21 protein-coding genes are annotated in these 23,060 nt (G+C 46.3%); 16 read left to right on the forward strand and 5 right to left on the reverse strand.

What is annotated here, in order from left to right; translation table 11 throughout:
- Positions 1-4: 4 nt before the first annotated feature.
- The 5 genes from KY305_RS11920 (at position 5) to KY305_RS11940 (ending at position 5,915) form a co-directional block, all read left to right on the forward strand.
- Positions 5-1,096 (forward strand): toxic anion resistance protein, encoded by a 1,092-nt coding sequence (locus tag KY305_RS11920; protein WP_223062709.1) that lies wholly within the window; start codon positions 5-7, stop codon positions 1,094-1,096.
- Positions 1,097-1,212: 116 nt separating this feature from the next.
- Positions 1,213-2,418 (forward strand): MFS transporter, encoded by a 1,206-nt coding sequence (locus KY305_RS11925; RefSeq protein ID WP_223062710.1) that lies wholly within the window; start codon positions 1,213-1,215, stop codon positions 2,416-2,418.
- A gap of 510 nt (positions 2,419-2,928) precedes the next feature.
- Entirely contained in the window at positions 2,929-4,185 is a 1,257-nt protein-coding gene (gene opuAA / locus KY305_RS11930; RefSeq protein ID WP_223062711.1) for a glycine/proline betaine ABC transporter ATP-binding protein OpuAA, read from the forward strand.
- On the forward strand, positions 4,186-5,034 hold the full coding sequence (gene opuAB, locus KY305_RS11935) for a glycine/proline betaine ABC transporter permease subunit OpuAB (RefSeq protein ID WP_061528096.1): 849 nt from the start codon (positions 4,186-4,188) through the stop codon (positions 5,032-5,034).
- Complete coding sequence (locus tag KY305_RS11940; RefSeq protein ID WP_223062712.1) at positions 5,034-5,915, forward strand: glycine betaine ABC transporter substrate-binding protein; 882 nt, start codon at positions 5,034-5,036, stop codon at positions 5,913-5,915. The genes opuAB and KY305_RS11940 overlap by 1 nt, the downstream gene beginning before the upstream one ends.
- A 30-nt stretch (positions 5,916-5,945) precedes the next feature.
- Here KY305_RS11940 and KY305_RS11945 read toward each other — a convergent pair whose 3' ends face one another.
- Positions 5,946-7,067 carry a M20 peptidase aminoacylase family protein gene (locus tag KY305_RS11945; protein WP_223062713.1) on the reverse strand — a complete coding sequence of 374 codons (1,122 nt, stop codon included), beginning with the start codon at positions 7,065-7,067 and terminating at the stop codon, positions 5,946-5,948.
- A 148-nt stretch (positions 7,068-7,215) separates the two neighbouring features.
- Between KY305_RS11945 and KY305_RS11950 the strand changes: the two genes are divergently transcribed.
- From KY305_RS11950 to KY305_RS11965, 4 genes are all read left to right on the forward strand, one after another.
- Positions 7,216-8,649 (forward strand): YfcC family protein, encoded by a 1,434-nt coding sequence (locus tag KY305_RS11950; protein ID WP_223062714.1) that lies wholly within the window; start codon positions 7,216-7,218, stop codon positions 8,647-8,649.
- 115 nt (positions 8,650-8,764) lie between these two features.
- Complete coding sequence (locus KY305_RS11955; protein WP_223062715.1) at positions 8,765-9,256, forward strand: DUF6773 family protein; 492 nt, start codon at positions 8,765-8,767, stop codon at positions 9,254-9,256.
- A gap of 258 nt (positions 9,257-9,514) precedes the next feature.
- A complete protein-coding gene (gene amyE / locus KY305_RS11960) occupies positions 9,515-11,500 on the forward strand; it encodes an alpha-amylase (protein WP_223062716.1) in 1,986 nt (661 codons plus the stop codon).
- Between the two features lie 169 nt (positions 11,501-11,669).
- On the forward strand, positions 11,670-12,623 hold the full coding sequence (locus KY305_RS11965; protein ID WP_223062717.1) for an L-lactate dehydrogenase: 954 nt from the start codon (positions 11,670-11,672) through the stop codon (positions 12,621-12,623).
- A 41-nt stretch (positions 12,624-12,664) separates the two neighbouring features.
- Here KY305_RS11965 and KY305_RS11970 read toward each other — a convergent pair whose 3' ends face one another.
- Positions 12,665-14,197, reverse strand: coding sequence for an MDR family MFS transporter (locus KY305_RS11970; RefSeq protein WP_223062718.1), 1,533 nt, complete (start codon positions 14,195-14,197; stop codon positions 12,665-12,667).
- 114 nt (positions 14,198-14,311) lie between these two features.
- Here KY305_RS11970 and KY305_RS11975 point away from each other — a divergent pair, with 114 nt between their 5' ends.
- The 3 genes from KY305_RS11975 to KY305_RS11985 all read left to right on the forward strand — a co-directional run bounded on the left by KY305_RS11975 (position 14,312) and on the right by KY305_RS11985 (position 16,295).
- Positions 14,312-14,773: a MarR family transcriptional regulator gene (locus tag KY305_RS11975; protein WP_223062719.1), complete on the forward strand. Its 462-nt coding sequence runs from the start codon at positions 14,312-14,314 to the stop codon at positions 14,771-14,773.
- Positions 14,774-14,836: 63 nt separating this feature from the next.
- On the forward strand, positions 14,837-15,466 hold the full coding sequence (locus KY305_RS11980; RefSeq protein WP_214804116.1) for a LysE family translocator: 630 nt from the start codon (positions 14,837-14,839) through the stop codon (positions 15,464-15,466).
- Between the two features lie 67 nt (positions 15,467-15,533).
- Complete coding sequence (locus KY305_RS11985; protein WP_223062720.1) at positions 15,534-16,295, forward strand: YqcI/YcgG family protein; 762 nt, start codon at positions 15,534-15,536, stop codon at positions 16,293-16,295.
- Between the two features lies 1 nt (position 16,296).
- On the opposite strand, the gene KY305_RS11990 is transcribed toward KY305_RS11985, so the two are convergent.
- Complete coding sequence (locus KY305_RS11990) at positions 16,297-17,628, reverse strand: amino acid permease (protein ID WP_223062721.1); 1,332 nt, start codon at positions 17,626-17,628, stop codon at positions 16,297-16,299.
- Between the two features lie 122 nt (positions 17,629-17,750).
- On the opposite strand from KY305_RS11990, the gene KY305_RS11995 reads away from it, so the two are divergent.
- On the forward strand, positions 17,751-18,347 hold the full coding sequence (locus tag KY305_RS11995; protein WP_223062722.1) for a DUF1989 domain-containing protein: 597 nt from the start codon (positions 17,751-17,753) through the stop codon (positions 18,345-18,347).
- A 131-nt stretch (positions 18,348-18,478) separates the two neighbouring features.
- Entirely contained in the window at positions 18,479-19,297 is an 819-nt protein-coding gene (nadE, locus tag KY305_RS12000) for an ammonia-dependent NAD(+) synthetase (RefSeq protein WP_223062723.1), read from the forward strand.
- A 46-nt stretch (positions 19,298-19,343) separates the two neighbouring features.
- Here nadE and KY305_RS12005 read toward each other — a convergent pair whose 3' ends face one another.
- Positions 19,344-19,628 (reverse strand): antimicrobial peptide LCI, encoded by a 285-nt coding sequence (locus tag KY305_RS12005; RefSeq protein ID WP_223062724.1) that lies wholly within the window; start codon positions 19,626-19,628, stop codon positions 19,344-19,346.
- A 144-nt stretch (positions 19,629-19,772) separates the two neighbouring features.
- Positions 19,773-20,561, reverse strand: a complete 789-nt coding sequence (locus tag KY305_RS12010; protein ID WP_223062725.1) for a sugar phosphate isomerase/epimerase family protein — start codon at positions 20,559-20,561, stop codon at positions 19,773-19,775.
- Between the two features lie 350 nt (positions 20,562-20,911).
- On the opposite strand from KY305_RS12010, the gene KY305_RS12015 reads away from it, so the two are divergent.
- Both KY305_RS12015 and KY305_RS12020 read left to right on the forward strand, forming a co-directional pair.
- Complete coding sequence (locus tag KY305_RS12015) at positions 20,912-22,222, forward strand: MFS transporter (RefSeq protein ID WP_223062726.1); 1,311 nt, start codon at positions 20,912-20,914, stop codon at positions 22,220-22,222.
- Positions 22,223-22,344: 122 nt separating this feature from the next.
- Positions 22,345-22,905, forward strand: a complete 561-nt coding sequence (locus tag KY305_RS12020) for a shikimate kinase (protein WP_223062727.1) — start codon at positions 22,345-22,347, stop codon at positions 22,903-22,905.
- The last annotated feature ends 155 nt before the right edge of the window (positions 22,906-23,060 follow it).

The following is a 23,060-nucleotide window of genomic DNA, read 5'->3' on the forward strand; positions in this document are numbered from 1 at the left end:
AAACATGACGACAGAAAATCAAAATCCGCTTGTTCTTGATAAAAATGAAGAGATTTCTGAACAACAAGCTGACGATATCAGACTGCAGCTGCGCCAAGATCCTGAGGTGCAGCACATAGCACAGCAAATTGACGTGAAAAACCAAATGGAGCTGCTCGAGTACGGGAAAGAGCCCGCTGTTGAAATCTCGAAGTTTTCCGACCGTATCTTAAATATGATGAAAACCACAAGCGTCACAGATTCAGGCACAATGCTGACGCAGCTTGGAAAAATCATGGACCGTTTTGACAAAAATGATTTCGACGAGCCGAAAGGATTTTTGGCTAAAATGTTCAAACGCGGAAACAGCATGATTGAAAAAATCTTTCAAAAATACCGCACCCTTGGCGGAGAAATTGAAAAGATCCACGTTGAAATTTCGAAATACAAAGATGAAATGGCGAAAACGAATCAGACGCTTGATGAGATGTATGAAAACAACATTAACTACTACATGGCGCTTGAAAAGTATGTCGTTGCCGGCCAAATGAAGCTTGAGGAAATGCAGGCGCTCATCCCTTCCTATGAAGAAAAAGCGGCGGGAGGCAACCAGCTTGCGCAAATGCAGCTTGATACGCTGCGCAACGGACTTCAGGCGCTTGAAGAACGCGTATATGACCTAGACATGGCGCGGATGGTGGCGCTGCAAACCGCCCCGCAAATCCGTCTGCTTCAGCGCGGGAATACGAAGCTGATCGGGAAAATTAACTCCGCTTTCGTCATCACGATTCCGATCTTTAAAAACGGCATTATTCAAGCCGTCACCGTAAAACGCCAAAAGCTTGTGGCTGATTCTATGAGTGAGCTGGACCGCCGTACGAATGAAATGCTGAAACGCAATGCGGAAAATATCTCCAGCCAAAGCGTTGAGATTGCCCGGATGGCAGGCCGCCCGAGCATTGATATTGAAACGATTGAATCTTCATGGAATACAATTGTCAGCGGCATGCAGGAAACCAAACAAATTGAGGAAGAAAACAAGCGCCTCAGAGAAGATGGCGCGAAACGGATTCTCCAGCTTCAGGATAATATTAAAAACGCCGTTTTAAAGAATTAAACGGCACCCCGCTCGCCTTGCGCAGGCGGGTTTTTTTGTGTGAAAAAATATAATGACAACGTGTAAAGACATGTGTAAACTTAGACGGTAATCATTTTCGATTTGAGGTGTTGAGTATGAAAAAACAACCCCCTGTTTCTCCGCGCAAGCTTCTCGCGATTGCCGGAATGGGATGGCTGTTTGACGCTATGGATGTCGGAATTTTATCGTTTATTATCGCGGCGCTTCACGCCGATTGGAACTTATCGCCTGAACAAATGAAATGGATCGGCAGTGTCAATTCCATCGGGATGGCGGCAGGCGCCTTTTTATTCGGAATGCTGGCGGACAGGATCGGGCGGAAAAAAGTGTTCATGATCACGCTGTTGTTGTTTTCTGTCGGAAGCGGCATTTCCGCCTTCGCGACGGGATTAACCGCCTTTCTCATCCTGCGTTTTCTGATCGGCATGGGTCTTGGCGGAGAGCTTCCGGTAGCTTCAACGCTTGTGTCGGAATCATCTGCTCCTGAGAAGCGGGGCAGGATCATCGTGCTGCTGGAAAGCTTTTGGGCAGCCGGCTGGCTGCTTGCCGCTCTCATTTCTTACTTCGTGATCCCGAAGTTCGGCTGGCAAACCGCGCTTCTTATTACAGCGCTTGCCGCATTTTACGCGCTTTATTTGCGGAAAAGCCTGCCGGAATCACCGGCGCACCAGCCATTATCGGCGCAAAAGAAAAGCGTGCGGGCCCAAGTCAAAAGTGTTTGGACGAAACAATATGTGCGCCCGACGGCGATGCTGTCTGTCGTGTGGTTTTGCGTCGTGTTCTCTTATTACGGCATGTTTTTGTGGCTTCCGAGCGTCATGCTGATGAAAGGCTTCAGTATGATTGAAAGCTTCGAATATGTGCTGCTGATGACACTCGCCCAGCTTCCGGGATATTTCTCAGCTGCATGGCTGATTGAAAAAGCGGGGCGGAAAAGCATCTTAATGATTTATTTGCTGGGAACGGCCGGCAGCGCTTATTTCTTCGGCGCGGCGGACTCATTGGGAATGCTGCTGGCGGCCGGTATGCTGTTATCCTTTTTTAACCTCGGCGCGTGGGGTGTGCTCTATGCTTACACACCTGAGCAATACCCGGCGGCGATTCGTGCGACCGGTTCGGGCACAACGGCAGCCGTCGGCAGAATCGGCGGCATATTCGGGCCGCTTCTCGTCGGCTCGCTTGCAGCCCGGAACGTCTCGTTTACCGCCATTTTCACCGTCTTTTGCGCGGCGATTCTGATCGCGGTCATCTGTATACTGGTCTTTGGAAAAGAAACGAAACAGACAGAGCTTGCGGACTGAGCACCCTTTTTGGGTGCTTTTTTATGTGAACAATTTCTGCCGTAAAGGGAAAAGTAAACGAATTGGAATTCGCCCGGCATGGAAAACAGGTGTTTAAGGACGCGAAGACCGCTAAATGAAGATGGGTCCATCTGGAAATAAAAACCTGGGGAGATGCCCGGTTTTTATTGTTTGTCCTAAATATTTCCGATAAATTCCTTTTTGCAGGAAGTAAAATCGGTTGTTTACGGGACAGTATCTCAGAAAAGTTCTTTTATTTGTAAAAAAAGGTTGGGAATTCAGTTTCCGATACATTTAGCGAAAACGTTCTCAAGCCTGATAAACGCTCAATTTTCCCCATAATTTATATTAATTAAGGAGGATTAGAGAGTATTTAGAAGCATACCAGAGGAAAATAAGTCACAGGGATGTTTTTAAAGTAATGATACAAAATAAAAGGGATTATGCTGTTTGTTTGACTTGTTACAAACATGTTACGGTATTAAAGATTGCTTATTATGGAGGGAAAATATGAATTCGGATGAGAAACCAATTAAGATAAAAGTCGAAAATGTATCTAAGGTATTTGGGAAGCAGACAAAAAAAGCCATTCAGATGCTGTCCAACGGTAAAAATAAAAAAGAGATCCTGAAAGCAACCGGGTCAACCGTTGGTGTCAATCAAGCAAACTTTGATGTTTATGATGGGGAGATATTTGTCATCATGGGTCTATCGGGGAGCGGTAAATCAACTTTAGTTCGGCTGTTAAACCGGCTTATTGAACCGACTGCCGGGAATATCTATATTGATGGTGACATGATAACAAATATGTCAAAAGACCAGCTCCGGGAAGTGCGCCGGAAAAAAATCAGCATGGTCTTTCAAAAATTTGCGCTGTTTCCGCACAGAACGATTCTTGAAAATACGGAATACGGCCTGGAGCTTCAAGGTGTTGACAAAAAAGAGCGGGAGCAAAAAGCTCTTGACTCGCTTCATCTTGTCGGCCTTGAAGGATTTGAACATCAATATCCGGATCAGCTCAGCGGAGGAATGCAGCAGCGTGTCGGTCTTGCCCGTGCGCTGACGAACGACCCTGATATTCTTCTGATGGATGAAGCCTTCAGTGCGCTTGATCCGCTGATCCGTAAAGATATGCAGGATGAACTGCTCGACCTTCATGACTCTGTCGGCAAAACGATCATCTTTATCACGCATGACCTCGATGAAGCATTGCGGATCGGTGACAGAATCGTGCTGATGAAAGACGGTAACATCGTTCAGATCGGGACACCGGAAGAAATTCTGATGAGTCCGTCCAATGAATATGTTGAAAAATTCGTTGAAGACGTTGATTTATCGAAAGTCCTGACAGCGGGTCATATCATGAAGCGCGCTGAAACCGTGCGGATTGACAAAGGGCCTCGCGTAGCGCTCCAGCTCATGAAGAACTTGGGTATTTCGTCTATTTACGCCGTTGATAAACAAAAGCAGCTTCTCGGCGTCATTCATGCGGCGGATGCGAAAAAAGCGGTTGAATCCGATTTATCGCTGCAGGATATTTTAAACACAGAATTCACGACGGTGCACGAAAGCACATACTTGACGGAGATTTTCGACGTTGTGTCTGACGCGAACATTCCGATCGCCGTTACGGACGATAAAGAGCGCATGAAAGGCATTGTCGTAAAAGGCGCATTAATCGGCGCGCTTTCAGGCAATAACGATTATATCAATGTTGAAGATTCTGCTGATCAAGCACAGGATTCTTCTGTTCAGGGGGTGAAGTAAATGGACAGATTGCCTAGAATTCCGTTAGCAGATATCGTTGACCGGTTTGTTGACTGGCTTACTATGACGTTCGGAGGTTTCTTTGACGGAATCTCAAACGGTTTGGCCGCTTTTGTAAATGCGATTGTGAGCGGTTTGGGTTACATCCCGTCTATCTTATTAACTGTTATTTTTGCGGCTCTTGCTTGGTGGATAAGCACGAGAGGAATTGCACTTTTTACGTTAATCGGATTCCTTGTCATTGATTATTTGGGCTATTGGTCACCGATGCTGCAAACATTGGCGCTTGTCGTGACCTCTGTTTTGATTTCAATTATTATCGGGGTTCCGATCGGGGTTTGGGCATCTCAAAAAGAAACGGTCCGCCGAATTGTTACACCGATTTTAGACTTAATGCAGACTATGCCTGCTTTCGTATACCTATTGCCTGCGATTTTCTTCTTTAATATCGGGGTTGTGCCCGGAGTCGTAGCATCAGTTATTTTCGCGATGCCTCCGACGATCCGCATGACTGTGCTCGGTATTAAACAGGTTCCGGCTGATCTGATTGAAGCGACAGAAGCGTTCGGTTCAACGACGTCTCAGCGTTTGTTTAAAGTTCAGCTTCCGCTTGCTACGAAAACCATTCTTGCCGGAATTAACCAAAGCATCATGCTGGCGTTATCAATGGTTGTTATCGCGGCCATGGTCGGTGCGCCGGGTCTCGGTTCTGAAGTGTACAGCGCCGTGACACAATTGAAAACCGGTGTCGGTGTAGAAGCGGGTATCGCAATCGTTATCGTGGCGATTACGCTTGACCGTATTACGCAAAACATTAAAGTGAAGAAAAAGAGCAGGGGGAATGCCTGATGCTTAAGAAAATCATCGGTGTCGGCGTTACCGCTGCGCTGGCTCTTTCTCTGGCTGCCTGCGGTTCGCAGACTGATGGTCAAGCAACAGCTGCGTCCCAGGTCAACAAGACCATTATCGGAATTGATCCGGGTTCAGGTATCATGTCTCTGACAGATGAAGCCGTGAAGGATTACGGGTTAAAAGACTGGAATGTCATCTCAGCATCAAGTGCTGCAATGACGGCGACATTAAAGAAATCCTATGACCGGAAAAAACCGATCATCGTGACGGGCTGGACGCCGCACTGGATGTTCTCCAGATACAAGCTGAAATTCCTCGATGATCCGAAAAAAACGTACGGAACTGCCGAGCAGATTCATACGATTACAAGAACGGGCTTCAGTAAGGAACAGCCGAACGCGGTAAAAGTTCTCAGCCAGTTTAAATGGACGCAGGACGACATGGGAGAAGTCATGATTGCCGTTGAAGAAGGCGAAAAGCCGGCTAAAGCGGCTGCTGATTATGTGAAAAAACATAAGGACCAAGTGGCTCAGTGGACTAAAGGCGCTCATAAGGTGAAGGGCGATAAAATCAACCTTGCTTATGTGGCTTGGGACAGTGAGATCGCAAGCACGAATGTAGTCGGAAAGGTGTTTCAAGACCTTGGCTACGACGTAAAGCTGACCCAAGTTGAAGCAGGCCCGATGTGGACTGCGATCGCTACAGGCAGTGCGGATGCTTCCATGTCTGCATGGCTTCCGAATACCCATAAAGCGTATGCTGCCAAATACAAAGGGAAATTTGATGACGTAGGAACAAGCTTATCAGGCGTGAAGATGGGTCTGGTCGTTCCTCAATATATGAAAAACGTCAATTCAATAGAAGATCTGAAGAAGTAAAAAAAGCAGCCCTGATGACGGGCTGCTTTTTTATGTATCAAACGATGTAAGCACAGCGGCCGTTAAAATCTCAACGCCGGTATATATGGCGCTTCGGTCAAACGTCATGTGCGGATGATGAAGACCGGGCTGAAGTCCGCAGCCCAGACCGAGCATAGTGGTTTTGAGATTCGGGACCTTGACGCCGTAGAAGTGGAAATCCTCGCCCCCGGTCGTCACGAGCGGTTCATCCAGGTTTTCTTCACCGAGAATATCACGGATCGCCGAGGCCATGACGGCTTCCGCTTCCTTGTTTCGTGCAGCCGCCGGGAGGCTGTGCTCCTTTTGTAATTCAATTTTCGCCCCAAAAGCGGCGGCCGCCGCCTCGCAGGCTCTTTCTGTTTCGGCAGTCAGCTTTTCCATTGCGTCATTTGTCTGAGCGCGCAGATCAAGGCTGAAGGATGCTTTTCCGGGGATGATGTTGGAGCTGTCCCCTCCGGCCTGAAGCTTCGTCATTTTGACGGAATGGGGGATGGCCGGATCAATATGAATGAAGCTGAGCTTTTGGACCAGAAGCGCAGCGATTTCAATACTGTTGATGCCGAGATGCGGTCTCGCGCCGTGTGCTTCCTCCCCGATAATCAGTCCTTCGATATGCTGGCTGGAACCGTGCAGTATGGAAGGGGCACAGCGGCCGTTCGCCGTTTCCTGTATGGGACGCACATGCACGCCGTATAAGAAATCAACGTCATCAAGCACGCCTTCTTTGATCATTTTCAGCGCGCCGCCGCCTTTTTCTTCGGCCGGCTGAAAAATAAAGCGGATGGTGCCTTTCGGAAGCTGCGGCTGCTTTTGCAACAGCATCAGCGTGCCGAGCGCCATCGTCATATGGGAATCGTGTCCGCAGGAATGGTTTGCCTGAAAGGTGCCGTCCACCTCCTGCCAAAGCGCGTCGATATCCGCCCGAACCGCCACGACGGGAGAGCCTTCTCCGATTTCGCCGACGACCCCTGTACAATCAGAAAAAGTACGAATCCGGCACCCTAAATCCTCAAGTTTTTGTTTGAGAAATGCAGTTGTCTCATATTCTTTCCAGCTGACTTCAGGGTTCGCGTGCAGATGTTCGAAGATGTCCATAACGGTTTGTTTCATGTCTTCTGAAAGCTTTTGCATGGGGAGAAGTTCCTCCTTCTATCAAAATGAATTTTACCTTCTTTACTTCATTTATATTGAAACCGGAAGATAGGCTGTATATAATATACCACATATTTATACTTTTCAGAATAATTAATATTTTCAGACGGAGAAGGTGGATTGAAATATGAGTATGCCAGCAGCCGAAACACAGCCTAAGAAAAAACGAACGACATTTAAAATGCCTGACGCCTATGTCCTCTTATTTATCATTGCTTTCATATGCGCCGTTGCTTCGTATATCGTGCCGGCGGGAGAATTTGACCGCGTGACAAAGGGGGAGGTCACGACTGCGGTGCCGGGCAGCTACCACTCGATTGAACAGTCTCCGGTCAGCCTGATCAGCTTTTTCACTTCTCTTCAGGATGGAATGGTTGGATCAGCACCAATCATCTTTCTGATTTTATTCACTGGCGGCACCATTGCCATTTTAGAAAAAACAGGTGCCATCAACGGACTGATTTACAATGTCATCAGCAAATTCCGTACAAAGCAATTATTATTTATTAGTATTGTCGGCGCGCTGTTCTCCATTCTCGGAACAACCGGAATTGTTGTGAATTCAGTCATCGGATTTATCCCCATCGGCCTCATTGTCGCACGATCCTTAAAATGGGACGCAGTCGCGGGCGCGGCTGTTATTTACATCGGCTGCTACGCTGGGTTCAACTCTACCATTTTATCACCGTCCCCGCTCGGTTTATCGCAATCAATCGCGGAGCTGCCGCTTTTTTCGGGGATCGGCCTGCGTGCTGTGATATACATATGCTTTTTGGTGTCTTCTATTATTTATATTTATCTGTATACGAGAAAATTAAAAAAATCTAAGGATGCCAGTGTGTTAGGGAAAAATTGGTTCCCGGCGGCAGGAATGGGTGAAGCGGGTAAAGAAGAAAATCAGTCAGTGCCGTTTACCGTTCGCCATAAGCTGATTTTGGCTGTGGCGGGACTGTCGCTTATCGGATTTTTATACGGTGCTTTGAAGCTGGGCTGGTCTGATTCACAAATGGCTGCGACGTTTATTTTTATTTCTGTCCTTGCCGGTTTAATAGGCGGACTTGCGGCAAACGATATTGCCAAAACCTTCATTACGGGCTGCCAAGGCCTTGTATACGGGGCGCTGATTGTCGGGATGGCACGAAGTATTTCCGTTATTCTTGATAATGGCAAGCTTCTTGATACAGTCGTCAATGCATTGGCTTCGCTTTTGGACGGATTCAGCCCGATTGCCGGGGCGATCGGCATGTATATCGCCAGTGCGCTGCTTCATTTTCTCATCTCCTCAGGTTCTGGAGAAGCTGTTGTGTTTATTCCAATTCTGGCGCCGCTCGCTGATCTGATGGGAATTACGAGACAGGTTGCCGTGGAAGCTGTTATGCTTGGAGAAGGGGTCGTCAACTGCGTGAATCCGACATCCGGCGTCCTTATGGCGGTGCTTGCCGCCAGCGGCATTCCGTACGTCAAGTGGCTGCGGTTTATGGTGCCGCTTGCTCTGATTTGGTTCTTGATCGGGCTTGTATTTATTGTGATCGGCGTCATGACCAATTGGGGGCCGTTTTGACGATTGCTGCCCGCCGGCTTGCACGGCGGGCTTTTGAGTTATTCATTGCAGAAGCGCAGGCTGTTATTGTAACATGTAAGCCATAAGCCATTCATAAAAGTGCGGGAGGAAGGTCATGAATAATCTGCGTAATAGACTTTCAGGCGTGAATGGGAAAAATAAGAGAGTAAAAGAAAAAGAACAAAAAATCTGGTCGGAAATTGGGATGATAGCGGGAGCGTTTGCGCTGCTTGATGTGATCATCCGAGGCCTTATGTTTGAATTTCCGTTTAAAGAATGGGCTGCAAGCCTTGTGTTTTTGTTCCTCATCATCTTATATTACTGCATCAGGGCAGGGGCGTCGGGAATGCTCATGCCGAGAATAGACACCGAAGAAGAACTGCGAAAACAGGTGAAGCAGCAGCGAATAGAATCAATTGCGGTCGCCTTTGCGGTAGTGGTGCTTACGATGTACGACAGGGGGTTTCCCCATACATTCTTCGCTTGGCTTAAAATGATCTTTCTTTTTATCGTTTGCGGAGGCGTTTTGTTTTTGCTTCGGTATGTAATTGTGAAGCTGTCTTACAGAAGAGCGGTAAAAGAAGAAGTAAAGAAGAAATCATCTTAAATAAGGTGGTTTCTTTTTTTGTTTAGTGAGGGAAACGACTCATAGTTCCGGGAGCGCTTTCTATTTGGATAGGAATATAGAATGGAATTCACTCTATCAAGTTGTTTAGATAGAGTGATTGTGATAATTTAAAATGTAAGCGTTAACAAAATTATCCAGTCTTCATATTCGTTTGAAAGGAGGAAGCGGAAGAATTAAGTAAGAAGGATTTTTGACTCCGGAGCGGGTCTTCAAAAAATCAAATAAGGAGTGTCAAGAATGTTTAAAAAACGATTCAAAACCTCTTTACTGCCGTTATTCGCTGGATTTTTATTACTGTTTCATATGGTTCTGGCAGAACCGTCGGCTGCGAATGCTGAAACAGCTGACAAATCGAATGGGCTGACAGCGCCATCGATTAAAAGCGGAACCATTCTTCATGCTTGGAATTGGTCGTTCAATACGTTAAAACAAAATATGGAGGATATTCATAATGCAGGATATACAGCCATTCAGACGTCTCCGATTAACCAAGTAAAGGAAGGGAATCAAGCTGATAAAAGTATGTCAAACTGGTACTGGCTGTATCAGCCGACTTCGTACCAAATTGGCAACCGCTACTTAGGCACTGAACAAGAATTTAAAGATATGTGCGCAGCCGCGGAAAAGTATGGCGTGAAGGTCATTGTTGATGCGGTCATCAATCATACCACCAGTGACTATGCTGCGATTTCTAACGAGATTAAGAGTATTCCAAACTGGACTCATGGAAACACACAAATTAAAAACTGGTCCGATCGATGGGATGTCACTCAGAATTCATTGCTCGGGCTGTATGATTGGAATACACAGAATACACAAGTACAATCCTATCTGAAACATTTCCTAGAAAGAGCATTGAATGACGGAGCAGACGGATTTCGGTATGATGCCGCCAAACATATAGAGCTTCCTGATGATAGTAATTACGGCAGTCAATTTTGGCCGAATATCACAAATACATCCGCAGAGTTCCAATACGGAGAAATACTGCAAGATAGCGCGTCCAGAGATGCTGCTTATGCGAATTATATGAATGTGACAGCATCTAACTATGGACATTCCATAAGGTCCGCTTTAAAGAATCGCAATCTGAGTGTGTCGAATATCTCCCACTATGCATCTGATGTGTCTGCGGACAAGTTAGTGACATGGGTAGAGTCGCATGATACGTATGCCAATGATGATGAAGAGTCCACATGGATGAGCGATGATGATATCCGTTTAGGCTGGGCGGTGATAGCTTCTCGTTCAGGCAGTACGCCTCTTTTCTTTTCCAGACCTGAGGGCGGGGGAAATGGTGTAAGGTTCCCGGGGAAAAGCCAAATAGGCGATCGCGGGAGTGCCTTGTTTGAAGATCAGGCTATCACTGCGGTCAATACATTTCACAATGAGATGGCCGGACAGCCTGAGGAACTCTCGAATCCGGATGGAAACAACCAGATATTCATGAATCAGCGCGGCTCACAAGGCGTTGTGCTGGCAAATGCAGGCTCGTCTTCTGTCACTATTAATACTCCAACAAAATTACCTGATGGCAGGTATGATAATAAAGCTGGGGCCGGTTCATTTCAAGTAACGGACGGAAAACTGACAGGCACGATCAATGGCAGGTCAGTGGTTGTTCTTTATCTTGGCGATGTTGCAAATGAGCCTCATGTCTTTCTTGAGAATTATAAAACAGGGGTAACACATTCTTTCAATGATCAGTTGACGATCACCCTGCGTGCAAATGCGAATACAACAAAAGCTGTATATCAACTCAATAATGGACAAGAAACGGCGTTTAAGGATGGGGACCAATTAACGATCGGAAAAGGAGATCCAATTGGTACAACACACAAAATCACGTTAACAGGAACAAACAGTGATGGTAAAACGAAGACCCAAGAATACACTTTTGCCAAAAGAGACCCGTCTTCAGCCAACACCATTGGCTATCAAAATCCAAATCATTGGGACCATGTAAATGCTTATATCTATAGACATGATGGGAGTCAGGCCATAGAATTGACCGGATCTTGGCCGGGAAAAGCAATGACTAAGAATGCAGATGGAATTTACACGTTGGCGCTGCCTGCGGATACGAATACAACCAATGCTAAAGTGATTTTTAATAATGGCAGCGCCCAAGTGCCCGGACAGAATCATCCAGGCTTTGATTATGTGCAAAATGGTCTATATAACGACTCTGGCTTAAACGGCTCTATTGAGGAAATCAATTAAGCGGGACTTGAGGAAAAATACCATAGAAACCATCATAGATGGTTTCTTTTTTTGTTCATAAATCAGACAAAACTTTTCTCTTGCAAAAGTTTGTGAAATGTTGCACAATATAAATGTGAAATACTTCACAAGTGAAACGACACCACGAAACACTGGAGGATGAGCATACATGATGAACGAACGAGTGAACAAGGTAGCATTAATCGGAGCAGGTTTTGTTGGAAGCAGTTATGCGTTTGCGTTAATAAACCAAGGGATCACGGATGAACTCGTGATCATTGATGTAAATAAAGAAAAAGCCATGGGAGATGTGATGGATTTAAATCACGGGAAGGCATTTGCGCCTCATCCGGTTAAAACATCTTACGGCACATATGAAGATTGTAAGGATGCCGATATTGTGTGCATCTGTGCGGGGGCAAACCAGAAACCGGGCGAAACAAGACTTGAACTGGTTGAAAAGAATCTGGCTATTTTTAAAGGCATTGTCAGTGAAGTGATGGCAAGCGGGTTTGACGGCATTTTCCTTGTCGCTACAAATCCGGTTGATATTCTGACATATGCGACTTGGAAATTCAGCGGCCTGCCGAAGGAACGTGTGATAGGCAGCGGCACGACATTGGATTCTGCAAGATTCCGTTATATGCTGAGCGAATACTTCGGCGCGGCGCCGCAAAACGTACATGCCCACATTATCGGCGAGCACGGCGATACGGAGCTTCCGGTTTGGAGCCATGCCAATGTCGGCGGAGTGCCCGTTCAGCAGTTGTTAGAGAAAAATGAAGCGTACAAGCAGGAAGAGCTCGATCAAATTGTCGATGATGTAAAAAACGCGGCTTACCATATCATTGAGAAAAAAGGTGCGACGTATTACGGAGTGGCGATGAGCCTTGCCCGTATTACGAAAGCGATTTTGCGTAATGAAAACAGCATATTAACTGTCAGCACGTACGTAAACGGCCAATACGGAACCGATGACGTATATATCGGCGTCCCGGCTGTCGTCAATCGGGAGGGTGTTGCCGGCGTGACAGAGCTTGCGCTGAATGAAAAGGAACAAGCGCAATTCACTCACAGCGCAAATGTGCTGAAGGATATTCTTGCCCCGCATTTTGCTGAGTAAATGAAAAAGCAGTACATGACAAATGCCATGTACTGCTTTTTTTAATTCGCTTTTTTCGCTATTTCCTGAGAGGTTTTCACTCTCGCTTTTCCCATAAACAAAACGGTAATGGCTGCAATGACAATCGGCGCCAATGCAAGCATAAAGACGTATGTGATGCTTTGAGACATCGCGTCAATAATCTTATCTAAGATTTGCGGCGGAATTTGAGAGCGCGTGCCGGCTTGGAAAATCTCCTGGGGACTGCCCATATTTTGCATCGCGCCGCCCGCTCCTTTCATGCCGCTGAAGGCATCTGACAGCTTATTCGAAAACACATTCGTCTGAATGGTTCCGAAAATCGTAACGCCGAGAGTCATGCCGAATGATCTCAAAAAGGAGTTTGTTGAATTGGCGCTTCCGCGAAAACGCGGCTCAAGGTCGTTCATAGACGCTGCCGGAAGCAGTGAGAAGTTAAAGCCGACGCCGAATCCGGAAATCAGCATAAACACTGTCAGCATCGTGCGTGCAGTATCCGGTGTCATATTGGAAAGCAGCAGCATTCCGATAAAGAAAGCGACAACCGAAATCAGCATTAAATTACGGAAACTCGCTTTCGTTTGGAAGATTCCGCCGATCATACTGCCGATGACCGAACCGAGCATCATCGGCGTCAAAATAAAGCCTGCGCTGGTCGCAGAGCTTCCGTACACAGCCTGTACAAAAATCGGAATGAACACGGCTAAAATAATAAACGTGGCTCCGTAAAGGAAAGCCAAAATCTGCGCCGTGGCAAACAAACGGTTTTTAAACATCCAAAACGAAATAATCGGTTCCTGCGCTTTTCTTTCTACAATAAAGAAGGCAATAAAGAAAACCGCAAATACGGCGAACAGGCCGATGATCTGAACGGAATTCCAGTCATACGTTTTGCCTCCGAGCTCGAGCGCAAACATCAGGCATACAATGGACACCACTAAAGTAATAGCGCCGGCCCAGTCGATTTTTTGCTTTTTGTGCTCAAGTGATTCCTTATAATAACGAAGAATGAAGAACAGTGATAAAACGCCGATCGGCACATTGATATAAAACACCCAGTGCCAGCTGATGGAGTCGGTGATGAGTGCCCCTAAAAGCGGTCCGAGAACGCTGGACAGGCCGAAAACGGCGCCGAACATGCCCGACATTTTTCCGCGCTGCTCAGGCGGAAATAAATCAAAAATGATCGTAAAGGCGATCGGCATCAAGGCGCCCCCGCCGATTCCCTGAATGACACGGTAAATGATGAGCTGATCCATTGTTTGGGCGATTCCGCATAAAGCGGACCCGATTAAGAAAAGAATAAGTCCGAATAAAAAGAAACGCTTCCGCCCGTACATATCAGACAGCTTGCCGTAAATCGGCATACCGGCCATGACAGCCACCATATAAGATGCGGTGACCCATGCGAACTTATCAAAGCTTCCGAGATCAGCCACGATATTTCCCATCGCCGTGGCTACTATTGTATTATCCATAGCTGACATTAAAATGCCCAGCAGCAGCCCGAGGACGACAAATTTCGTCGAGGCGTCCTTTGCGGCTTTTGGTTCCATACTTTTTTCCTCCCATACTTACTTTTTATGATCAGATTTGCTATGATCATATTAACTTGGCCGTTAATTATCTTGATCGTCAAGATAAATTGATTTTATAGGGAGGACTGTCAGTTGTCAACAAGAAATGCCAGAAGTGAGATGGAGGAAACTGCTATACAGCTTTTTCGAAAGATGGCCACCCGGACGATTCTTTTTCATCAGGCGGCCGCTCAATCTCTCGGTCTGTTCCCCACCGATTTGAAATCAGCTGATATTTTAAATGAATTAGGACCGATGACCGCAGGAGAGCTTGGAAAGAAAACGGGACTCAGCACGGGTTCGGTTACGGCTCTTATCGACAGGCTTGAAAAAGCGGGGTATGCGATGAGAAAAAAGGACCCCGAAGACAGAAGACGGGTCATCATTGTGCCGTTAACAGCCGGGAAGGCCAATGTGAAGCAGCTGTTCGCCTCCTTATCCCAGTCCACTGTCAGCCTTTGCCGGCAATATAAAGAAGAAGAGCTTGAACTGATATTTGATTTTTTAGGGAAAACCACGGATATTATGGAGAAAGAGCTTGAGAAATTGAAATAATGTATCATAGCCCGGCTGATTCCCGAATAACTTGTACAAGTTGCATGAATGAGGGGGAAGCCAATGAACATCTTTTTAAGCTACATCGTTCTCGGGCTGTCATTGTCTGCACCTGTCGGACCGGTCAATGCAGCGCAAATTGACAAAGGCATCAAAAACGGCTTTTGGCATGCTTGGATTTTCGGGCTTGGCGCCATGATGGCGGATGGACTATACATGATCTTAATTTATTTCGGGCTGTCCCATTTTTTGACCGCTCCGCTGGTGAAAACGTTTTTGTGGTTATTCGGTTTTTTTGTGTTGACCTATACGGGAATTGAAACGTTAAGAAATATAAGAGAAGCTATGAATGTAAGGGGCGGGAGAGGAAAGCCGTCATTTCACAAAACGTTTGGATCCGGATTTTTTATTTCTCTCTCTAATCCGCTGAGCATATTATTTTGGCTTGGCATTTACGGCAGCATCCTTGCCAAAACCGCCGAATCTTTCAACGCGAACCAGCTTCTGATTTACAGCTCCGGCATACTTCTCGGCATTTTAATCTGGGATTTTTGCATGGCGATTGCCGCGAGCACATTCAGAAATCTGCTTCATGAAAAAGCGCTGCGGGGGCTGACAGCCGTTGCGGGGTTGTCACTCATTGCGTTTGGTTTATATTTCGGATGGCAGGGCATTCAATTGCTCATTTCGTAAAGGGAAGGACTGTCACCCATCGCCTATCTCCTTCATATCGTATCTTGACGATACTGGAGGTGGGTCGATGGCAAGCAAGCTATACACAAAAAGTTGCCTCGAGCAAAAAATATTGGAGCTGCCGAACTGGCAGAAAATCGCCTTTGAGCTCTTGTCTGAAAAAGTGGGGGATGAGGCGGACACGTTTCCGTGCATACCAGGCCGTCAGGGGTTTTTAACAGATCAGCTCCGTATTTCCTTTGCGGGTGATCCCCGAAAGCAGACGACGGCTGAGGAGCTGGGGCTCTTATTGTCCGAATACGGAAAGATATCAAGAAACACCGGAAAATATACGTCGCTGCTTGTGATCTTTGATACGCCCGAAGATTTGGCGGAGCATTACTCAATTGAGGAATATGAGGAGCTGTTCTGGTCATTTTTAAACCGGCTGAGTGAGCACGACCCGAAAGATTGGCCTGAAGACTTTCCGGAAGATCCGGAACATTATAAATGGGAATTTTGTTTTGACGGCGAGCCGTATTTTATCTTGTGCGCGACGCCTGCGCATGAAGCGAGACAAAGCAGAAGCTTCCCGTTTTTTATGCTGGCGTTTCAGCCCAGATGGGTGTTCGAGGGGTTAAATGATTCAACCGCGTTCGGACGGAACATGAGCAGGCTGATCAGAAAACGTTTAGAGGCATATGACGAAGCCCCGCTTCATCCTCATTTAGGATGGTACGGAGGAAAAGACAATTTAGAATGGAAGCAATATTTCCTCCGTGATGATGAAAAGCAGGTGTCAACATGCCCCTTTTCTTATTTGAAAGGATTATTTAAACAGACAAAATAAATTATGAATCGGCAGGGCGCTGTCCCTGCTTTTTCTGCACAATCCACGTGACAACGGCAATGATGGCGAGAAAACATAAGCTGACAAAGAAACCGGGCCTGCTTGATTTCTCAAACAGCGTACCGGATACAGCCGCGATAATCAGCACCATGGCGGTAAAAATCTGCGTGTTTCCCATCTTTGTCGGTTCGGTGAGCTTCTTGCTGGAAAAGAGAATAAACATCCACGTAAACAGAAGCATCAGTCCCGCTGCAGTTGTCATGTGTTCATAAATATTTTTCGGCAGCACCAATGACAAAAGGATCGAAACGATAAGCCCGGCAAACGTCAGTCCGAGCGCCGGCCAGCATACCTTTTTTCCTTCTTTTAACGTAAAGCATTTTGGCGCATCTCCGTCATCAGCCATTGTACAGAGCAATGTCGTCACCGCAAACAGAGACGCGACGAGCGTAGAAAAGCCCGCAATAATAAAAATGCCGTTGAAAATATCAAGGACGACATTCAAATGAAAGCCTTTAAGCGATGTAATAAACGGGCTGTCCTGCTCGGTAAATTTGTGTAAAGGCACTAAAAGCAGCGCAAGGCCGATAGATATGACGTAAATGACCGCCAAAACGGCGAGCATCAGTTTACCCGACTTTGCCGCTTCCTCAGGTTTTTTCAAATGAACCGTCATCAGCCCCATGACTTCAATTCCCCCAAATGCATAAAACGCGTAAATCAGTCCCGTCCATAATCCCATCGCTCCGTAAGGAAACAAATGCTTTGATTCACTCGGAACATGTATGTCCGGTTTGTGAGACGAAAAAATGCCGCACAGCGCTAAAACAGCGATGATGATAAACATAAAAATCGCTGCCGTTTTGACAACCGCGAGAACATGCTCTGTTTTTTCAAAAACGGACAGTCCCGTAAAAATAATCAACAGACCGAGAACCGCATAGATGGAGGCGAAAACCCAAAGCGGCACATTCGGAAACCAATGCTTCGTAAACAGCGAGATGGCTGTCAGCTGGCTTCCGGTGATCAGCATTTCTGACGACCAGTATACCCATCCGTTGCTGAAACCGGCCCATCTGCCGAACGCTTTTCTCGCATAAGCACAAAAAGATCCTTTTTCAGGCTGTTTTGCCGAAAGCTTTGCGAGCTGTTCAAAGACAAAGTATGTGCCGAGCCCCGCGATGAGAAACGAGATGAGCACGGAAAATCCGCTTTTGACAATAGCGATGCTCGAACCGAGAAAGAAGCCGGTTCCGATTGTACAGCCGATGCCGATTAAGGACAGCTGCCACCAGGCCAGATTTCCTTTAGGCTGGTCCTGTGATTTACCCATGAAGTTCAACCCCTTTATCAAAGATTAGATTGCGGCCAGCCGAAAGAGAATATACATCCAATAAATTGCTTTACATGAAACAAACGGCGGGGGTCATAATAGGAGAAAAAAGGAGCAGGCCGATGACACAGCAATTTATCGTTCCGCCGAAAAAAGGACTCGGGCTGAAAGTGCATAAAGGACAAATCATTAAAGTGGTTGATGTGGAAGGACAGCAGGTGGCTGACTTTACGGCGTACCATGCCAAGGACTTTTATGAGCATCTTGATCAGGGCGCGACCATCGATGCCAACCAGTCCATCAATGTAAAAGTCGGCAATCATATTTATTCGAATTTGTACAAGCCGATGCTGACATTAATTGAAGATACAGTCGGCAAGCACGACCTTCTTCTGCCGGCATGCCGTCCGGATATGAACAGGCTCTTATACGGAAAACATAAAGACGAGCTGCAGGATACGTGTTATGACAATATGTGCGGGGCTCTTGAACAGTTTGGCGTGCCGCGGCCGCATATGCATTATCCGTTCGCGATCTTTATGAATACGGTGCTTGATGAAAAAGGGAATTTGTCTGTCGAGGCGCCGCTGTCTGACGCCGGCGATTATGTGCGGCTTCGGGCGGAGATGGATCTTGTGGTTGCGTTTTCGTCATGCCCGATTGAAAAAGGGAAATGCAATGGAGAAAGCATCACGGCGCTGCGCGTGGAAATCAGCTGACCACGGCGTGTATTGTTCACTTACAATCAGTACCTGTGCTATATTTAACAGAGTCGTACATAGTGGCATGATTCATTTTCGTCATGAGAGGGAAATGAATGATAAAGAACAGTGCAGGAGGAGTGATTGGAATGAGCATGCAACAACAAATTATGAACGATCTACACGTAAAGCCTTCCATTGATCCGAAACAAGAAATTGAGGACAGAGTGAATTTTCTTAAACAATATGTGAAAAAAACGGGGGCTAAAGGCTTTGTGTTAGGCATCAGCGGCGGCCAGGATTCAACGCTTGCGGGCCGTCTCGCCCAAATGGCTGTGGAAAGTATCAGAGAAGAAGGCGGAAATGCCGAATTCATCGCCGTGCGTCTGCCGCACGGCACACAGCAGGACGAGGATGATGCCCAATTGGCGCTCACATTTATCAAGCCTGACAAATCATGGACATTTGACATTAAAACCACGGTCAGCGCATTTGCTGATCAATACAAAAAAGAAACCGGAGATCAGCTGTCTGACTTTAACAAAGGAAATGTAAAGGCCAGAACGAGAATGATCGCACAATATGCCATCGGCGGACAAGAAGGCTTGCTTGTCATTGGAACCGACCATGCTGCTGAAGCGGTGACCGGTTTCTTCACGAAGTACGGAGACGGCGGCGCCGATGTATTGCCGCTGACAGGCTTAACGAAACGCCAGGGCAGATGTTTATTAGAGGAGCTGGGCGCGCCGGAACGCCTGTACCTGAAATTACCGACAGCCGACCTGCTGGATGACAAACCGCAGCAAACGGACGAAACCGAACTAGGCATCACTTACAATGATATCGATGACTATTTAGAAGGCAAAGAGGTCTCAGGCGAAGTATCCGAGGCGCTCGAAAAACGCTATATGAGCACTGAGCATAAACGCCAGGTGCCGGCATCTATGTTTGATGATTGGTGGAAATAGAACTAAAAAACCTCCCTTTTTGAAAGGGAGGTTTAATTTCTTTTAATTACTTATCTACACTTTCATAGATCCCTACCCAGTAGCCTTTACTGCTATCATAATATTTGCTTTTAAAAATCCATGTAGTTCCATCTAACACGAAAGAGGCAGCAAAATTGCCATTAGGGCTTTGAACAAGTTTAATTGCGTTAATGCTGACATCGTCTTTAGATGAGATTGTACTTTTTTCAACAGAAGCTGATGCTGTTGGCGATGCGGCAAAGGCAGGAGCAGCAGACAAAAGTAAACCAAGAGACAAGGCAGAACCGGTTAGTACTTTTTTCAATTTCATTTCGAACACTCCTTTTTCCAATTAATTTGTTACAATTCTAATATTTAGATTAAGTTCCAATAAATTCCTTCTTTTTAGAAAAAGTTTTTATAAAAAATGCGTTTTCTTAACACAGCCATTCCTTCCGAAAGGGCTGTTTTTTGTTTACCTGTCAAAATAGTGCTCAAGCTCTTGGAGTGATTCCTTAATATGCGCCGCAGCCTGATCGCCGAAGTATTCAAGCGACACAAACCCGTCATATTGCCTGTTCTTTAATTCTTTCAAGAAATGTTCCTGATCTAAATCCCCTTGGCAGACAGGTGTCGGCTTGCTTACATACCAGTTGTCAAAATTCCAGTGATAGCTTTTTAAATGAACATGGCTGACGGTATGAAACAGCTTTTCTAAAGCCGCCATTTGGTCAATGTGATTGACGTGGAGATTGGAGCCGTCAAAAATGGTGCGGAGCCGCGGATGCCCGACATCCTTTAAAAAGGCCAGTGCTGCCTCCGGCGTATCTGCGTACGTATCGTAATGAATCTCAAGCCCGATATTGATCTCATAATCATCCGCCAGCCGGGCAGCCTTCTGAAATTGCTCGACGGCGCTCTGCCACTTTTCCGGTGACGTCCGGTGAGAAGGAAGGCTGCCCGCAAATACTCTGATCAGGGGGCTGTGCAGCTGTCTCGCGGCGCTTAATGCTCTCTGGACGTCCTGTTCAGTCTGCCGTTCATCCGAAGAGACGAAGTCAGTGTACAAGCTGACGGCCGGCACCTCTAATCCTTTTTCCTGCAGCTGCTCGTGAAGCCTGTCGAGGGGCCCGATATGCTGTACATATTGCTCAGCATGCCCGTACCACAATTCAATACCGTCAAATGAATGCTCTCTTGCGAAGGAAATGACATCAAGAATATGCTGTTTTTTAAACCCTGTCGTGCAAAAGCTCAGTTTCATCGGTGATCCTCCCGTTAACTCAATGTAGTGTGTTAACTATTTCCCTAGTGAAATTATGGATAAACAGACGTAAACGCATTTCCGCGAGACGAAATCATTCAGGGTTACACTCGATAAGCTTGGTGTTCCGGTCAGCCGATATAGGAAGGATTCCTTTTCAGTCGAGGCGGCCATAATAAAATGTATAGTCGATTTTCTTGTGTGTCCTAAGGATGAAGCGGCTTCGTTTGCTGCGGCAAAAATGATAAAAACACATACAAAGTTGTTTAACGCTTTTTTGCGTCAAAGTATTAAATAATCGCCCGAAGTGTTGTACAATTAATTTCATTCGAGTAAGGGGGGAGAAACCATTGAAAAATGAAACGGAGCTTACCAACTTCAGCCCTGTCCGGAATAAACCGACTCGTGCTCGTTACGTGATACTGGTTCTTTTGTTTTTTATCACTGCGATTAATTATATAGACCGTGCCAGTGTTTCCATCGTCGCTCCGTCGATTCAGACTTCGCTGAATATAAGTCCTGCGCTGCTGGGCGTCGTGTTCTCCGCCTTTAGCTGGACTTATACGGGGATGCAGATTCCCGGCGGTTTGCTTTTGGATAAATTCGGTTCGAAGCGGACGTACGGATTTTCTTTATTGATCTGGTCTGTTTTTACGGGAATTCAAGCCTTTGCGACAAGCTTCGGATTTTTATTCGGCTGCCGTCTGATCATCGGTTTAGCAGAATCACCGGCATTTCCTTCCAACAATCGGATTGTCGCGACTTGGTTTCCAAGGCGGGAACGCGCCTTTGCGACAGGGGTGTATACGGCCGGGGAATATGTTGGCCTGGCGTTTGCCACGCCGGTTTTATTCTGGATTTTAACGGCATTTGACTGGCGCGCCGTGTTTATTACGGCGGGGCTGCTCGGGCTTGTCTTCTCGGTTTTCTGGTTTAAGATGTATCAGGAGCCGAACCGATATCGAAAGGTCAATCAGGAAGAGCTGGATTATATTAAAGAAGGCGGCGGGCTGACAGAGGTGTCTAAGTCATCCGGCAAGATCACGTGGACTGATTTCATTCAGCTTCTTAAATACCGTAAGCTTATCGGCCTGTATATCGGCCAATTCGCCGTGGCTTCCACGCTGTTCTTCTTTTTGACTTGGTTCCCGACTTACTTGGCGGAGGCGAAACACATGGCCTTCTTAAAAGTCGGTATTGCCGCATCCGTCCCGTATATCGCCGCCTTTTTCGGCGTGTTATTCGGAGGGTCCTGGTCTGACGGAATGATCAAACGGGGGATTTCAGTAAATGTCGCCCGGAAAACGCCTGTCATTCTCGGTCTTTTGCTGACAAGCTCCATCGTGCTCGCGAATTTTACGGATTCCACTCCGCTCGTTTTGACGATATTATCCATTGCTTCTTTTGCACAGGGGATGTCCAATATTTCGTGGACGATGCTGAGTGAGGTGGCGCCAAGCGAAACAATCGGGCTGGCAGGAGGCGTATTTAACTTTTTTGCCAATATGGCCGGTATTATCACGCCGCTCATTGTCGGATTTATTGTCGCTGCGACAAGCTCATATAACGGAGCGATTCTTTTTGTCGGCGCCGTGGCCTTTATCGGGGCATTTTCTTATATTTTCATTGTCGGAAAGATTGAACGCATTACACTGCGATAGAAAGAAAAACTCATCTTTTGGAAAAGGATGAGTTTTCTTCATTGCATTATCTATATATTTCAATATTGAATTATCATATAATAAACATAACTTTTTCATTCCTTAGGAGGATTTCGCCGAAGATGAACGCAAAACGTGCCATTCCCGTAAGAGAAAGAAATATCGTATTAATCGGATTCATGGGTGTCGGAAAAACAACAATCGGCCAATTGGTCGCTAAAAAATTATATAGAGACTTTATTGATATTGATTTGCAGATTGAAAAGGATTTTAAAATGACGATTCCCGAAATGTTTGAGAAAAAGGGCGAAGCCTTTTTCCGCCAAACAGAGAAGGAATACATTTTGGATATTTGCCACAATACGAAGTTCAAAATCGTTTCACTTGGCGGGGGCTCCTTTAAACAGGAGGAAATCAGGCAGTGCTGTCTGGAAAACTGTGTTGTGCTCCACCTTGATTTATCATGGGAGAACTGGAAACAGCGGGCTGCCCTGCTGATTGAAAGCCGTCCCGTCCTGCATAACCGCTCCATGGATGAAATGGAACAGCTCTTTAACGAACGCCAAAGCATCTATGATAAACATAATTCAAAAGTGGCTACTGATAATCTTGAACCCGAAGAAATTGCCGATTACATTGTTGACACATTAAAAATCGGCTGGGATCTGTATCAGCCGATGTAAAAAGAGCCGTGGCGCTGTGAGCGCACGGCATTTTTTTATTGTGTTATTCCTTGACCAAAATGGCTTTTCAGCAAAATGATACAGGCTGCCCGTAAGAGGATGGTGCTGAACGTGCCGCGGGATGCTTCAAGAAGGTGAGTGCGTACCAGCTTTTC

Origin of the sequence: Bacillus sp. YC2 (assembly GCF_019891195.1) — a bacterium.
Classification (GTDB): domain Bacteria; phylum Bacillota; class Bacilli; order Bacillales; family Bacillaceae; genus Bacillus.